The organism is Butyrivibrio sp., assembly GCF_017635265.1.
Classification (GTDB): domain Bacteria; phylum Bacillota; class Clostridia; order Lachnospirales; family Lachnospiraceae; genus Butyrivibrio.
In genome coordinates, this window is sequence record NZ_JAGBLU010000031.1 from 1 (window position 1) to 16,483 (window position 16,483).

The 16,483-nt window shown below is 38.4% G+C and carries 11 protein-coding genes; all 11 read right to left on the minus strand.

Features of this window, described 5'->3' with window-relative positions:
* Positions 1-227 precede the first annotated feature (227 nt).
* Positions 228-1,376, minus strand: coding sequence for a lactaldehyde reductase (fucO, locus tag J6O61_RS04685; protein ID WP_292210208.1), 1,149 nt, complete (start codon positions 1,374-1,376; stop codon positions 228-230).
* A gap of 122 nt (positions 1,377-1,498) precedes the next feature.
* Positions 1,499-2,266 carry a response regulator gene (locus J6O61_RS04690; RefSeq protein WP_292210210.1) on the minus strand — a complete coding sequence of 256 codons (768 nt, stop codon included), beginning with the start codon at positions 2,264-2,266 and terminating at the stop codon, positions 1,499-1,501.
* Positions 2,267-2,280: 14 nt separating this feature from the next.
* A complete protein-coding gene (locus J6O61_RS04695) occupies positions 2,281-5,286 on the minus strand; it encodes an ATP-binding protein (protein ID WP_292210212.1) in 3,006 nt (1,001 codons plus the stop codon).
* Between the two features lie 19 nt (positions 5,287-5,305).
* Positions 5,306-6,862, minus strand: a complete 1,557-nt coding sequence (locus J6O61_RS04700) for a GGDEF domain-containing protein (protein WP_292210214.1) — start codon at positions 6,860-6,862, stop codon at positions 5,306-5,308.
* A gap of 65 nt (positions 6,863-6,927) precedes the next feature.
* Positions 6,928-8,235, minus strand: coding sequence for an MFS transporter (locus tag J6O61_RS04705; RefSeq protein WP_292210218.1), 1,308 nt, complete (start codon positions 8,233-8,235; stop codon positions 6,928-6,930).
* A gap of 18 nt (positions 8,236-8,253) precedes the next feature.
* A complete protein-coding gene (locus J6O61_RS04710; protein ID WP_292210220.1) occupies positions 8,254-9,891 on the minus strand; it encodes a CoA transferase in 1,638 nt (545 codons plus the stop codon).
* 103 nt (positions 9,892-9,994) lie between these two features.
* Entirely contained in the window at positions 9,995-10,201 is a 207-nt protein-coding gene (locus tag J6O61_RS04715; protein ID WP_292210221.1) for a hypothetical protein, read from the minus strand.
* An 89-nt stretch (positions 10,202-10,290) separates the two neighbouring features.
* The gene (locus J6O61_RS04720) at positions 10,291-13,371 is read right to left on the minus strand and encodes a hypothetical protein (RefSeq protein WP_292210222.1); all 3,081 of its coding nucleotides are present in this window, start codon (positions 13,369-13,371) and stop codon (positions 10,291-10,293) included.
* Positions 13,372-13,381: 10 nt separating this feature from the next.
* Positions 13,382-14,626, minus strand: a complete 1,245-nt coding sequence (locus tag J6O61_RS04725; RefSeq protein WP_292210224.1) for a glycoside hydrolase family 28 protein — start codon at positions 14,624-14,626, stop codon at positions 13,382-13,384.
* A 4-nt stretch (positions 14,627-14,630) separates the two neighbouring features.
* Positions 14,631-15,527: a carbohydrate ABC transporter permease gene (locus J6O61_RS04730; RefSeq protein WP_292210226.1), complete on the minus strand. Its 897-nt coding sequence runs from the start codon at positions 15,525-15,527 to the stop codon at positions 14,631-14,633.
* Between the two features lie 11 nt (positions 15,528-15,538).
* Positions 15,539-16,480: an ABC transporter permease gene (locus J6O61_RS04735; protein WP_292210228.1), complete on the minus strand. Its 942-nt coding sequence runs from the start codon at positions 16,478-16,480 to the stop codon at positions 15,539-15,541.
* Positions 16,481-16,483: the final 3 nt, after the last annotated feature.

Here is a 16,483-nt window from a genome sequence, read left to right on the forward strand (position 1 = left end):
ATATGAGCCAAAACTCCTTTATTCAAGCTTGGTTGGCGAACCCAAAAATCTTGTAATATCGGAGTTTTTCTACTTTAAGCTAAAGCAGCTGTTGTCCCCCTGCATAGCAGGGGGTTTTATTAAAGATGCTACACAATAAAATAACAGGGATTGTATGAGTGCCAAGCGCCAAACAATCCCTGTTATCACTTTTTATTCTTAAAATTTTAATTTAAGAATGCATGCTTTTATGCCATCAGCATGCGGAACATTTCGATAACCTGCTCTTTAGTAGCTTCTCTTGGGTTTCCTGGATAGCATGCATCATTAAGTGCATCTGTAGCAAGTGTATCAAGATCCTCTTCCTTGATCTTATCAAGAGTCTTCGGAATTCCTACATCCTCAGAAAGCTTCTTAACTGCTGCAATTGCTGCATCGCGGTACTCTTCCTGACTCATATTGTCAACGCCTTCTACACCCATTGCTCTTGCAACTTCGCGAAGTCTCTCTCCTGTATATTCGCGGTTGAACTCCATGGAAATAGGAAGGAACATAGCACATGCAACACCATGTGGTGTGTCATAATGAGCTGAAAGAGTATGTGCCATAGCATGGTCGATACCAAGTCCGACATTAGAGAATCCCATACCGGCGATATACTGGCCAAGTGCCATTCCCTCACGACCTTCTTTGGTATTTTCAACAGCTCCGCGAAGATTCTTTGAAATAAGTCTGATAGCTTCGAGATGGAACATATCTGTCATCTCCCAGGCTGCTCTTGTTGTATAACCTTCGATAGCATGTGTAAGAGCATCCATACCTGTAGCTGCTGTAAGTCCCTTAGGCATTGAACCCATCATTTCAGGATCAACAACTGCAACGATAGGCATATCATGTGTATCTACACAAACAAACTTTCTCTCTTTTTCTACATCTGTAATAACGTAATTGATTGTAACCTCAGCTGCTGTTCCGGCTGTAGTAGGAACTGCAATAATAGGAACACAAGGATTCTTTGTAGGTGCTACGCCTTCAAGTGAGCGAACATCTGCAAACTCCGGATTTGTAATGATAATACCGATTGCCTTTGATGTATCCATAGATGAACCACCACCTACTGCTACGATGCAATCAGCCCCGGACTTTTTAAATGCTTCAACGCCGTTTTTTACGTTCTCAATAGTTGGATTTGGCTTAATATCTGAATAAATTTCAAAAGGAATACCAGCCTTTTCTAAAAGGTCTGTAACCTTAGCTGTTACACCGAACTTGATTAGATCTGGATCTGATGCAACAAAAGCCTTTTTAAAGCCATGTCCATTGATTTCATTTACAATCTCATTGATTGCCCCTGCCCCATGATAGGATGTTCCGTTAAGTGATATTCTGTTTGCCATATAACCTTCCTCCGTTTGTAATTTTGCGGCTTTGCCGCTGGTAACCCAATAAAATTTTATCATATAATACCGGTGGAAAGTTATTCGAAAACGCTTAATTATTGTGCATTTTCAATCATTTTTCAGTTGAATTTTTTTGCCTTTTGTTTTTCAAAAAACTCATCAATATTGGCAATCAGTTCAGCAGGTGGCATTGTCTTTAAAAGATATTTCTCAGGTTTAAGATCAATGACCTGCATTACACTTTCCTTGTCGCTCTTTACAGTCAAAAACATTACAGGCAAACTACTGGTTGAAGGTTCTGACCTTAACATTTTTAGAACCTGAGGTCCTGTAGTAACCGGCATTTCATAATCAAGAAGTATCAGATCAACTTCATTTTTTGCCAAAAAGGTTATGGCTGCCATTCCGGAATTAACCATAAAAACCTGATATTTTTCAGAAAGCCAGCTCTTAATAGTTCGAAGCATTGTTCCATCATCATCTACTACCAGAATTTTTTTCTTTTGAAGGCGCAGATCTTCTTTCTCCACAACTTCAATCATTTTGTTTCCAAGTTCTTTTACATTCACAGGGCGCTCAAAAATTGCCGCTATCCTGTCCTGTGGCACACTGACTCTTATCTTGTTTATTTCATCAGGAGATCCGATAATGCTTATTGACAGATCGTCTTCAACAGCCTGATCTCTTATATAAACCAGAAACTCCATCATATCTTCAAGATCATCTATATAGATAAGATATACCTTTGGTTTATTCTCTATTCTCTCCACTTCTGTTACATTTGCACTTGCCTGAACCACTTCAAAATTCTTTTCCTTTAACTCCTTGGCAATTGATGTAACCATAAAGCTCTTTCCGCCGCCTATAAGTAATACTCTTTTTTCCATTTACGTTCTCCTTGTCATAGGATAGAAAGCAGTGAATCTCTATCTACTAAAGCCATAAACTCCGCTACCTTTTTATATTTTTCCTTGTAGGAATCCGGTATTTTATATCCTTTCAGCATATCCATGATTCCATCCGCAGTATCATAATCATAGGCCTCAACAAGCTCTTTTATATCTGAAAATGCACTTAAAAGCTCATCCTCTGAAATCTCCGGTAAATCCGAATCATCTTCGTTTTCTGCTGCTGCCTTGAATTTATCCTTATAGCTCCTGTAAAGATATAACAGTTGTGGCGTTTTTTCTGCAATCTCTGCTTCATTCTCATCATTGCCGCACTTCTCAAGGTATGCTGCTTCTTTGGACAGTTTCATAGCTCCCACAAGCCTTGCAGAACTCTTAAGAGCGTGAACCGCAACCGTGTAGTTTCTAAAGTCTTTGCTATGGGCAAAATTTTCTATGTCATCAGCTTTTTTATTAAGACTTATCAAAAACTCCTTTACAACCGTAGTCAAAACCTCACGGCTGCCGCAGTTATTTAGTGCTTCCTTAAGATCAATCCCCTCAAGAGCATCGAGGAAATCCTCATGACTTGTTTCTTCTTTCAGCTTTGAATCAGAAGACTCTGTTATCGCCTCATCCTCGCTGCCTGCAGTTTGCAGTTTTTCTTTTGGAAGAAGCTTATACAGCATATCTTCCAGCGTCTCACCATTTACCGGCTTCGAAAGATAATCATCAAACCCTGCTGCAATGTATTCTTCTCTTGCCCCTGATCCGGCATTTGCAGTAAGAGCAATACACGGAACTCCGATATTCTTATTACCTTCCAGTGTCTTCATTGCTGCCAGAGTCTCAACTCCATCCATCTCCGGCATCCTGTGATCTATAAAAATAACGTCATAATGCTTCTGTTTAACCTTTTCAAGAGTTTCCATTCCGCTCTCGGCAGTATCAATCCTTATCTGTGTATTCTTTAAAAGCCCTTTTACAACCGTCAGATTCATTACTGTATCATCCACAACCAGAATTTCAGCTTCCGGCGCCCTGAACTTTTCATGGTATTTTTTCAGGCTGTTTAAATATTCCTTATATTTTTGCTTGAAATCTCCAAGCTCTTCCCACGAAAATACCTGCTGCCTTACTTCAAAAGAAAAATCAGACCCTTCTCCGTAAACACTCTTAACTTCCAGCTTAGTATCCATCAGTGCAAGAAGCTTTTTTACAATGCTCATTCCAAGTCCTGTTCCCTCAATGGATCTGTTCCTTATCTCTTCAATTCTTTCAAACGGTGAAAAGAGCTTGTTAAGATCCTCCTCTTTTATTCCTATTCCCGTATCCACCACCTGAAATCTCAGGAAAATGTTATTTTCATCTTCCTTGCGATATGATACGTTCATGGTAACAGAGCCTTCCTCCGTATACTTCACTGCATTGGTAAGAATATTTGTGACACATTGCTTGATTCTTATTTCATCTCCAAAAAGAGAAGACGGAATTGTCTCATCCACATTTATTTCCAGTTTTAATCCCTTGTCCTGAGCCTTTGTTGCTATCATGTTAAGAAGATCATTTATCATAGAGCCTAAATGATAGGGCACAGGTAAAATGTCCATTTTTCCTGCCTCGATTTTTGAAAAATCAAGAATATCATTTACAATTCCCAAAAGAGAGTTGCCTGCACTTTTTACATTCTGGGCGTACTCTTCTATCTGTGGATCATTGGTTTCTCTGATTATCATCTCATTCATTCCCAGAACAGCGTTTATAGGTGTCCTTATTTCGTGAGACATATTTGACAGGAAACTGCTTTTTGCTTCACTTGACTGTTTGGCAACCTCAAGCTCAGTCTTTAATTTCTGCTCTTCCTCAATCCTTCCGATATAGTCTTCAATGGAATGAACCATAGTCCGCGAAGACTCAAAAACCACACCTATTTCATCCCTTGTTCCGGATTTTATCTTATCAATTTTTTTCCCGACTTTAAGCTTTTCATCATCATCTGCATTGGCAAATTCGTACATAAAATCAGAGAGTACACCAAGAGGCGCACCTATAGACATCTTCGTGTAATAATTGGCAAAGCCTCCAAGGGGGACACCTACACAAAGCAGCAAAAGAACCATTTTTATATCATAATTGATAACAGATGTATCAAATGTAAACTCAAGCATTCCAATTCCTTTGGCAAAATCATCGCTTGTTATGTCAGTATCTTTACCAAGATTTTCTTCAATGACAGCATCCATTGCTTCCTTATTGTTCTTAAGGCTATTGATCATAACGTCTTTCATGTCAGGAAAAAGAGCTATCATAAACGCCGCAGCAGATATTCCCAAAAAAACTTCAATCCCTATTATTATCGTTGTTATTTTGACACTTACCCTTGTTTTTCTATATGTTCTCTGAATCTCTGCATTTTTTTGATATGCATCTGTGTATCCTGTGGCAATCGGAAAAGGCAGCTTACAAATATCAGGAGCTTTTGTAAAAAAGAAATGAAGTGCAAAGCCAACAGCAAATATAAGAACTACATCCCTTGATAAATATATTGTGAGATGTTTTAGCGCCGAAATATCATATTCTTCATTTTGAATTACAGTCAAACAGATCACTTCAGTAAATGAAGTTGCTAAAAGCGTATATAAGCACGCCAAAATAGTCTTTTTCCTGGTCTTAAACCAAAAATACTGCCCAAACAGAGCAAAACACGTGGTGGCCACCAGATAAATTGCCATGAAATAGACAGTATCCATGCTAATAAAAAATGTTGTTAGAAAAGACAGAAAAAAGGCTGCATATGCAAGAAGATACCCGTAAAGCCCTCCAAGAAGCAGATATGGCAGCAGAAAAAAAGTAGCAAAAATGATCCCCCATCTGTGAAATATCATATTATCTGCATGCAGTGAACAGTACACACACAGTCTTGTCAAAGAAAGCCATACCACAACAGAAATAAATCTCACCAAAAACCTTAACCACTTTTTATCAATATCTTTGATTTTCCGAATCTGTTTCATAAGCATTCATTACCTCATAAATACTTTATTCTCTTGCAGCCTTCATTGCCTTTTTGTCCTCATACATCAGGTTATCTGCTCTTTTAAATACGCTCTGCACTCCTTTATCATTTTCAGGATCAAACATTGTCCAGCCAATTGCAGCTGACACCTTCTCCCATGGCTCTAAAAAATCATCTCTTGCGATTTCTTCCAAAGTACTTCTGAACTTTTCCACAAGAAAAGAAGCATTGTCATAGTCTTCATTTTCAAGGACAATAACAAACTCATCTCCTCCTATTCTGAAAACAGGAGAATGAGCAAAATTCTTACACACTATCATACATATTTTCCTAATAGATATATTTCCCTTCTCATGCCCATAATTGTCATTGATGACCTTCAGGTAATTAAGATCAACCATGGCGATTCCAAACTTATCAAAGCCTTCATTTGCTATTTGGTGTTCTATTTTCTTAACTTCTTCGTCATAAGAGGTTTTGTTTCTAATACCTGTAAGCGCGTCTTTGTTAGCAAGTTCATTAACAGTTCTTATCTTATCCTGCGCCTCTGTAAGAAGCCTGTTTGTTTCAATAAGACTATTCATGTAAATTCTTATTGATGAGATCATGATGGAAATCTGAACTGCCAGATCATGTATTTCATCATTTCCTTTTATCCTGGAATTAACTCTGTCAACCACTGTTTCATCTCTGGTTTCAGTAAAGTAAACTACATCATCCTTTAACTCCAGTAATCTCTTAATGTACTTGGAACCAATTACAAAAGACAATACTCCACCAAATAAAACCATTAGTATCGCCATAATAATGGTTTGCCTGACAGCATTTTTAAAAATAGTATTGCTCACGTTTTCTATTTCAATTTCAGCTCCTACAACTCCTACTGTCACGTCTTCTATTACCAGAGGATAATAACATGCGTAGGTATGTCCATACTCATTATCAAATACATCATAGCCAGGCGTAAATTTACCTGTTTTCAATGCCTGCCATAAGTGTTCGTGCTCCTCAGTAGCTTCATATATATCCTGGTCAAGCACTATAAAATCTTTACCATCAACAGTTTTTGTTTCAGGTACAGGATCAATAATATAATATACATGCTCTTCTTCACCTGTAGGAACCAGGTAATATGTGTAAAAGACACCAAAATTTTCACTAGTGGATTCAAATATATGCATCCAGTATTCTTGTCTATACGTAACATACAATATCTGAAGTTTTTGGGGCATAGCCTTATAAGGCACTTCTTCACCGGGAGTTTTCCCCGGATATTTTCTGTTAAACGCATTGTAAAAAGCAATTTTAGCTTCATGATAATTGCCATCAAAATCAGCCGGAATATTTATCTCATCTTTAAGAGCAATAGAAAGCTCCTGATAGGCAAGAAAATCCCTCCCATCAGCCTTCATAAGTTCTGATAAAAAAGTGACCGTATTCTGGAGCTTTTTTTCAGATTGTTCCCTGTAAACACTTAACTGGCTAAAATACGCACTAAAGCCTGTTAGTGCCAACACGGAAACCAACAGAATAAAAAAGAAAATTATTAACTTTTCAACAAGGCCATGTCGTCTAATCATGACATAATTGTACTATATATCGTCAATCTTTTCCTCGTTTTTATGTATTTTTTATAATTGCAATCTCAATCATCAACATCGAAGTTTTCAAGTATATTCTCTTTTTTGGGTGGCTTAACATCTCCATGCTTTACCATCATCATTGAACAAAAAGCCAGCACCGAAAAAACAACTGCATAGGGAAAAAGTGTTCTGTATGAAATGTACTCAAGAAGCATTCCCGAAAGAATTGGCGTAAATACCTGCGCTGCCATCGAAAATGTATAATATGTTCCTGTATATTTGCCAATATCCCCGGATTTACTCATCTCAACTACCATCGGATAAGAGTTGACATTTATTGCAGCCCAGCCTATTCCGATAAGTGCAAAAAATATGTTTATCGAACTTGAATAACTAGGCATAAATGCTGCCACAAGGTAACATATAGTCATAATAATGACACCGCCAAGAATAGTCTTTTTTCTGCCTATTATTCCGGAAATAAAACCGATAGGAATATAGCTAAGTACTGCTGCCACTGTAGCTATAAGAAGTGTAGTTGCATATCCTCCGTCGCGAAGGTTCCAGACTTCCTCAACATATCTGGTGTAAGCAGTTGTAACTGCATTATAAGCCATATACCAGAAAGCGACTGACATAAGAAGAAAACAAAGGCTCTTATATACTTCCTTCGGAAGCTTTTTGGCAGAATCAGAAGTATTTTCTTCCTTCTCAATCTGCTCTCCCAAAGACTTAAGGCCGCCCTCTTTTTCTATTTGCTTTTTTATCTCTTTTTCTCTTGTAGTAAATACGAGAATACAAACAGAAACCGCCATAAGTATCACAATACTAAGCATAAGCGGTGTGTAATTGGTATCAGCAGGATTATCAGCGGACTTTAAAAGAACAATTGTCATAACCAAAGTAAAGACTCCGCCAAGTGCTCCCATTAGATTGATAACCGCATTTCCTGCACTTCGAAGCGGTGCCGGTGTAAGATCAGGCATAAGTGATACTGCGGGCGATCTGTATATTCCCATGGAAACAAGGAGCATTAAAAGAATAATTATAAAGAACACAAGATTCCCACTTGGTCTTGCCACTTGAATAAGTGTTACCAGAAAAACAATTGCCAAAAAAGTTCCTGCCAAAATATAGGGAATTCTTTTTCCTAACTTTGTATTGGTTCTATCTGACAGTGTTCCGAATAATGGAAGTAAAAACAGAGCAAATACATTATCAAGTGCCATAATCGCACCGGTAGCAGTTTCCCCAAGATTAAAACTATATTTTAGGATTTTTGGTATTTCATTGTCGTAGAACTGCCAAAAAGCGCAGATTGATAAAAATGCAAAACCAATAAATATAGTTCTCTTATAATTAAGTTTCATAATAGCCCCCAAAGTGATTTATGCTTTTTTCCTAAACCCAATCTTCCCATCATTAAAATACATATTCCCGTTTCTGTATGTATTATCTTCTTTTCCTATATTGGTAGCAGGAGTTGTAAAATAGACATCTCCTACAGCAGTATCGGGAACTTTAGTGAATACTTCATTCCATGCAGATACCTTGGAATTATGTACTATTGTGCTTTTTCTGGTATCAAAGGTCACTCTTCCCTCGGATTTTTCCCAAATATCTGTACACTCATGAAGCCAGTATCCACCTCTTGATAGAGAACCTGTAACTGTATAACTTCCACCCTCTGTAAGCTGCAGTTTCAGAGCCTTTAATATTCCGGCGCAAAGAATCATTCCCGGAATATAATCAAGAGGTACACCGTTAAGGTTCACAGGCTTTTTTAATGATCCATTTCGCACACTAAGTCCTGTAATATCTTCTGCACATGGGGCCCACCCCGGTCTTTCATTCCAGACGGTATCAGAAAAACACCGTAAACTACCATAGATAACATTTGGATTTAACTTGTGAATATCTTTTTCCGAAAGTCCAAATTTATCCAAGGCTCCAACCTGATAAGAACAAACAACAATATCCGCTTCCTTAACAAGCTTTTTGGCCTTTTCAAGCTGCTTGGGATTATTAAAATCAAGCTGAATACTTCTCTTGCCTGCCCATCCGTCAAGCTCAAGCATCGCCTGTTCCTGTTCCGCGTATTTGCCTCTTCTGACCATGAGAACGTCAGCGCCTGCTTCCGCAAGAAGTCTGGTACACGCAGGCCCTGCAATAATATGTGTAAGATCCAGAACTTTTATACCTGAAAGCGGACCTCTTTCCTTGTCGTATTTTCCAAGCTTCTTTTTAACATCTGCCTTTTCTTTAGTCAGCCTGAAAAGCGGCATTTCACATACTGCTTTTCCAACTTCACTTTCTTCCCATTCCTGCCTGGTGCGGATCATGCATCCACAGGCTCCGTTTTCAAAGGTCTTCTCTTCAAGCTCTGCAGCGTTCCAATTTCTTACCGCCCTGGCTGTAAGAATCTTGTCAAATGGAAGTGAGCTCAGGACAAATTTTTCAGGCTCTTTCGTGATTCCTAAAGTATCCATCATTATTTTTTTCTGAGACTCATAATAAACATGCGCAGAAAACTTTCTTTTGTCTTTTGTCTTATATTTGTAAAAAGAACCGTTTAATGCATTGTCCACGCGAACTGCAGAGTTGTACCTCGCCTTAACAAACTCCTTGTTCCCTTCATATGAACTCATGTAAAGCCTTACTACCTGAAGCCCTGCCAAATCAACATCGCATATGACAGGCTGCTTTTCTTTTATGTTATTCCTTATATTACCAATTTCCTGAACAAGCACAGAATCAAGTGCAAGAATAGCCGCAGCCGGTCCTGTCTGAAGAACTTTCTCATCTTCGTACAGGCGCTTGACAGCCTTTTTTCTGAGTGATAAAAGAACCAGCTTAAGAAGACCGGGAAATGGATTATGTCCATATACCGACCTCTCTATCTGCTTTTTTCTCTCATCGGAAAGATTAAAAATAACCGGAGTATCTACTTTTAAATCCAGCTTTTCTAAAAGGTCATCATAGCACACAATTGCCTGAAGAGCCTTTTTCCCCATTACATTCCCCATAGCCTTCTCCTGTTTTTTTATTTTTTCTATTCAGTTTTTTACTCATATTCTCACGAAATCCGCAGTATATGCGGATTTCTGAAATTCAGTTCAAGAAGTCATGCTAACTTAACTTATTAAGAATTTCCGCAGCCCTTTCACTTCCATGTTTTGCCGCGTATGAAGCCCATTTTTTAGCTTTCACAAGATTCTTTTTTCCTTCAAGACTTCCTGTAAAATAAGCCAGAGCTATCTCCTCAGCCGCTTCGATACTGCCCTTCCCCGCTTTATCGATAAGATCAAGGAGCTGTTGTTTCTTTTGAATATCCATCTAAAACCTCAATATATCAATTGTACTTCAGTTATGAGTATACCACGATGTAGGAATAAGATACATCTGTAATCAAGCAAAAAAAGATTTCAATACACTATTGGCTCACTTTTTAACCCCCATTCTCTGATAATATATGAGGACGTATAGTTTTCTCCCTCCATCCTATAGGCTGCAGGTCCCACCCACAAAAAATCTTCGTTGGCATTATGAAGCGGACCAAAACCATTGTGACGGTTTCCATAAAGCTTAACCGTAATAGTATGCTGCCCCTTTTGTATATGTCCAAGTGACAGTCTATGAGGGGAAAAAGCGATATTTCCCACTTCCTTGCCATCAACATATACTGACGCGACAGGAGCGCTTAAATCCAACAATTGTAATGTATACTCCTTGTCAGAAAAAGATTCAAACAAAAAGGAATAGTTAAGGTTTCCCGTGTAAAAAGGAAGTCCCTGTCTTGTTACATCTCCAAGTCCTTTGTCTTCTTCTGAGGTTAAAACTCCTTTATTTCCAATCAGCTTCACTCCAAAATTGCCCAAAAGATATATCGGCTCAAGGCTGCTTTTCTGATTATATAATACTTTGATCACAAGCCTGTTTGTCCCTTTGTTTAAGGGGCTTATTGGTGTTATCCTTATGCACTCGTCCACATAATAGCCCTGATCTATAAAAGGTATTTCATTGTCGTTTAATAAGATGGTAGCCATTTCCGGATGCTCTAAGGCCAAGGTTACATCATTAAGATCAGCTTCAGATTCAAATAAATACTCAAGTGTAACTTCATGCGTCTCCTTTTCATCTAAAAACCATGGCTGCTCAACCTCATCGCCATGAGGCGTAAAGCCAATTTTTCGCCTTATCTTGTTGTCGAGCCTTAGTATGTCGTCTTCTTCAAACTCAAATTCACTGTCGACCAGAACCTTAGCCCTATCAAGTAAAAGCATGTTGGGCTCATCTCTGGTCACAGATATGAGTTTTTTTAGAACGGTTACATTCTCCTGTTCTAAAGCGTTGTTTAAGAGAAGCTCATGATCCTTATCTATAAAAGTTTGACTTTCATCTTTAACCTCAGGTATACCTTTCCTTAGCCTAAGTAACAATGAATCCTCGCCGTAACACTCCCATTCAAAAGAAGTCTCTGCGTCATTATAGGAAAGCATAAAATCCGATATTTCCCCACTTAGCGCATCATATCTTTGGGCGCATAATAATCCTTTTATATTGACTGTATAATGCTCCGCCTTAGTGCAGTCGCTCTTCTTGGGATACACATGGGATAAGAAAAGCCACATACATTCCCCATCTTTTCTTAACTGGTAAAAGATATTCTCAGACAAAAGACCATCCGCATTCCTGATCATAATATCTCTATAAATACTTAACGCATCAATCAGATCAATGTCACAAAAAACATTTTCACATTTACAGATATCTGTCAGATATAAAATAGCTTGTCTGTCAAGATGCTCGTCAGGTGTTTTTCCATTAATAAGCCTCGGTTTTTGCCCAAGAATAATTACTTTACCGCCGTTTTTCAAAAATGCATCCAGGCATTTCAAGGTGGTACTTCTTATAGTCAACATTCTTGGAAGAATAATGGCTTCATAATCCGATAAAATCTGCGTATTATCAGCCAGAATAGATTCTGAAATAAGGTCATAATCAATAGTCGCTTTAAGAAGTGTGCTCACTGTCTCTGAAAAGGCGTTATCATAGCTTTTTAGCTTATCTCCAAGTATATCTCCAGCTCCCATGTAAAGCCATGCGCTTTCAACCGGATGAATCATGCCAACTCTTACAATGGCTTTCCCCCTGGATAAACATAAGTTTAATCTCCCAAAATAATCCTCGATAATACTAAACTTTTTATACCAGGGTGACTGATAAAAGATAGATCCAGGCCAGTCTCTTTTAGCTTCCCCCTCCATTGACATCCATGAAAGATGAGGGACTCTAAAGGTCACTCCTAGAGCCGCCTGCCAGTCTCCCTGCAATTTAAAGGTCTTAAAGCTGCAATCCCACTGAGTTACTCCATAGAGCTCGCTCACAACACCTTCTTTGCCAAGTTGCCTTTGCACACTTACAGCCTGCTTTACTGCGAGAAAATTCCTATCATCCACAAGGACGTCAATTCCTGGAATATCCATTTTCCTATAGACTCTCATACATTCACCCAAGGCATATATCTGAGATGTAAGGCTATCCTCAGAAAGTACATGCCCAGTCATTGCAATTCCGTTTTCTTTGCACCAGTCTGCAATGTTGTCCATAAATGCTCTGGTAAAGCATTCCGAAAGGGCATCCTGATATCTGTATCTAAAAGTAGAAGGTCTGCCACTTTGGTCGTCCCATACGTATTCAGGCAGCATATCAAAAATATCCTCTTTGTAGTTAGATTTATAGAAATCAGCAACACTTTCCGAGTATGGAATCAGGATATCTTCCTCAGAAAATGCACTGGAAATGCGAAGGTTCTTTTTCCTTGGCGCCATCCTTGGTTCATCTGTAAAAATAGCCGGAGAAGAAGTGTTAAACAGTTCTCCCATTTTTACTTTGTATTTCTTATGGGTACTGTCTATAAAATCATCCACAGCATCTTTGTTCAAGGTATCTAAATAAGTCTGCCCCTCAAACCATCTCTCTTCGTCAAGAAGCTTTACAAAAGCTGCTCTTATCTGTGAGTTCTTAGAAAGTGTTATATCATCTGAGTCAGTAATTCTTTTGTATTCCGACAGATTACCCGAATCAGAAAGCTTCACATAGTAGACGATGTCATAATTATTAACCTGTTCCAGGGAAATACTGTGAAGAACAAGATATCTTCCGCGGTTTTTTATTTCCCTGGTCACAATTCCACCCGCTGCCCCAGAAGGAAATCTGTCATCATCATATAACCAGCAATATAGCCCCATCTCCCCACATTTTAGAGAAGCATACTTTGTAAGCTCAATGTATTCATCTCCAAGGTACTCTGTATCAAGGCCTGTGCGTGGATGAATTACCACTCCGCCAAAGCCCATTTCCTTAAAGATAACCAGCTGTTTATCAATCAGCTTTTTTGTCACTTTGCAGTTCCATGACCAAAATGGCAGTCCCCGGTATACTGATGAGGGATTTCTAAAATCTTCCTCACTCAGCTCATTAGTATTTTTTATGTCAAAAATCATTGTATTTTCCTCAATCAATAGTTAGCGTAACGTTAACCTCTTTTATAAACTCAGGGCAGCTGCCTTTTTCATTTGCCTGAACACAAATATCAGACAGTGCAAATCTTTTTATATCAAAATCTTCACCAAGCTCTGACATGCTGTAGAACCTCTTGCACTTCACATCGCAGTAGGAAATATCAAAATCATTTGCTTTAGAATAAGAAGGGGTTTCTATGGTGTCCCTTTCTGCAAATTGTTTCCATCTATACACGTTAAGGAAGTTATCCGTCTGGCCGTCAACCTCGCAAACCTTACAAAACTCATAATGCTGAGGCGTATCAGGTCTGAATTTAAGCCATATCAGATTAAAACCTGAATCCACACGTATTCGTCTCATAATAATATTTCTGTCATGAACTGACTCTGAGCCAAATGTAAGGCAGCTATGACAAAAACCATACTTACAGTCTTCAATCACGATTCTCTGATTGGACCCATTCTCAGGAAGCAAATTAGCCATTTTCCCTTTGCCCCCTTTAAGTGCAACAGCATCGTCATTTACAGACATATAGCATCCCTTAATAAGTACATCCATGCAAACATCTATATCAATTGCATCCGTACTCGGCGCTTTAATTGGCTCTTTAGGTGATAAAATCTTTAAATCCAAAAACTTCACGTATTGGCACTTGTAAATATGATTCGTCCAATAGTGGGAATTCTGCATGGTAATGCCTGATATGACAACATTAGTGCAGCCAGAAAGATATAATAACCTCGGCCTTTGCTCATCCTTATTGGTGCAATCAGGATTCCATTTTCGTCTTATCCAGAAAGCCTGCCACGATTTTATTCCATTTCCATCGATAGTTCCCTTTCCTCCAATTTTAAGTCCATCAACAGAATCAGCATTTATCAGAGCAGGGAAATAGAGGCAAGTCTCTCCCTCAATTCTGGTCTCACAAACCGGGTAATCCGAAATATCATCACTTCCAAGAAGCGTACCGCCCTCTTCAATAAAAAGGTTCACTCCCTGTTTAAGATGCAAAGCTCCGGTCTTGTAAATGCCTTTGGGAATAACTATGCATCCGCCTCCGTTTAAATGTATCTTATCAATCAACTCCTGGATTTTCCTGGTATGTACTTCGTTATCATTTTTAATCCCATAATCCGTTATGACATATCTTTTACCATACTCATGCAAAAGAGGAATACTACCATCATAGAAAAATTCTGCAATTTCAGTTCCATCTGGAAAAAAATCATTAGTCATATAATCAGCCTTTCACGCTACCAACAGTGAGTCCTGTGGTGAAATATTTCTGTAAAAACGGGTAGATAAGCATCAGGGGAATGATTGAAATAAAGATCATCGCCGACTGCATATTTGTCTCATTAACATTCATCATATCAAGCATACGATCGACATCCATATCCTCAAGTGAAAAAGAAGTGGATGTTACCAGCGTCTGCAAATAAGACTGCATAGGATAATTCTCCGTATGATTGGAATATATAAGTCCATCGAACCAGGAATTCCAATGATTTATCAGGGCAAATAATGTGACCGTAGCTATTGATGGCTTTGATATAGGCAGATATATCTTTGAAAGTACCTGGAACTGATTAGCGCCATCAAGCAAGGCAGATTCTTCAAGCTCTTCAGGGACTCCCCTAAAGAAATTCATCAGTACAATGCATGAAAACACCGGCACTGCCCCCGGAAGAATCAATGATGCCAAAGTATCAATAAGTCCTGTCTTGGAAACAATAAAATAAGTAGGCATCATTCCACCCGAAAAGAGCATAACACATAACATAAATGCCACATAGTACTTGCGGGCATGAAATTTGTGATCAGGTTTGGATAAGGGGTATGCCACCAGCATGATCATTATGACATTTACAATAACTCCAAATACTACCCTAAGTACTGTTACCTTCATTGATGTCCAAAATCTTGCATTACTGAGCACATATTTATATGCCTGAAGTGTAAAATCCTGAGGAATTATCGATACACGGTTTTCGATAATTGCCTGCGAAGAACTAAAAGAGTATGCCAGAATATTGATTATTGGCACAAGACAACTGATAGTAAGAAATGCAATAATAATAAAATTTATAACCTCAAACAGTATTCTTCCCTTAGATTTTTTGATTTTCATTTCCATAAGTTTCCTCCTTACCATACCCTATAGCCTGCAAATTTATCCGCAAGCTTATAACTTGTAAGAACAAGGATGCATGAAACAATGGATTTTAACAGACCAACCGCCGCTGAAAGAGAGAACTGCTTATTTACTAATCCCAGTCTGTAAACCAATGTATCAATAATATCACCTGTCTCATATACAGCAGGGTTGTACATATTAAAAATCTGATCAAAACCTGCACTTAACACATTTCCTATAGCCAGTACAGTCATAAGAATAATGAAAGGTGCAATACCGGGAATGGTAATGTGAACAGTCTGCTTCCATCTTCCGGCTCCATCAACTGCTGATGCTTCATACAGAGTCGGATCTATTCCTGTAAGCGCCGCAAGATAGACGATAGTGTTATAGCCAAAATTTTTCCAAACATCACTCACTACCATAGTCTGTCTGAAAGTTGAATTGGTCCCAAGAAAATAAACCGCCTCTTTTATTATTCCCAGTTTTAATAGAATCGTATTAAAGAGTCCCGGACTTGTAGCGGCTGAGCCTGGGGACAAAAATTTTATCAAAATACCTGAAAGTATTACCCAGGATAAAAAGTAGGGCAGATAAGTAACTGTCTGAACAGTTCTTTTTAACAACTTAACACGTACTTCGTTAAGAAGAAGTGCAAATCCTACCGGAATGACAATGTTACAAGCTATCTTTTCAATAGCAATTATCAGCGTATTTCTAAGTGCCGGTAAAGTATCGGGTAAAAGAAACAACTTTTTAAAATTATCAAATCCTACAAATTTAGATCCAAAAAAGCCTTTCCCTGGCTGAAAGTTTTCAAATGACATGAGTATGCCTGCTGGAATAGGCAGAAAATGATATATAAAAAGAAACAACACCGGCAAAAACAACATTCCATGAAAAAACAACTGGTCTGTGCTTCTCTTTTTTCTATTTAATTTAATCTTGCTCATATA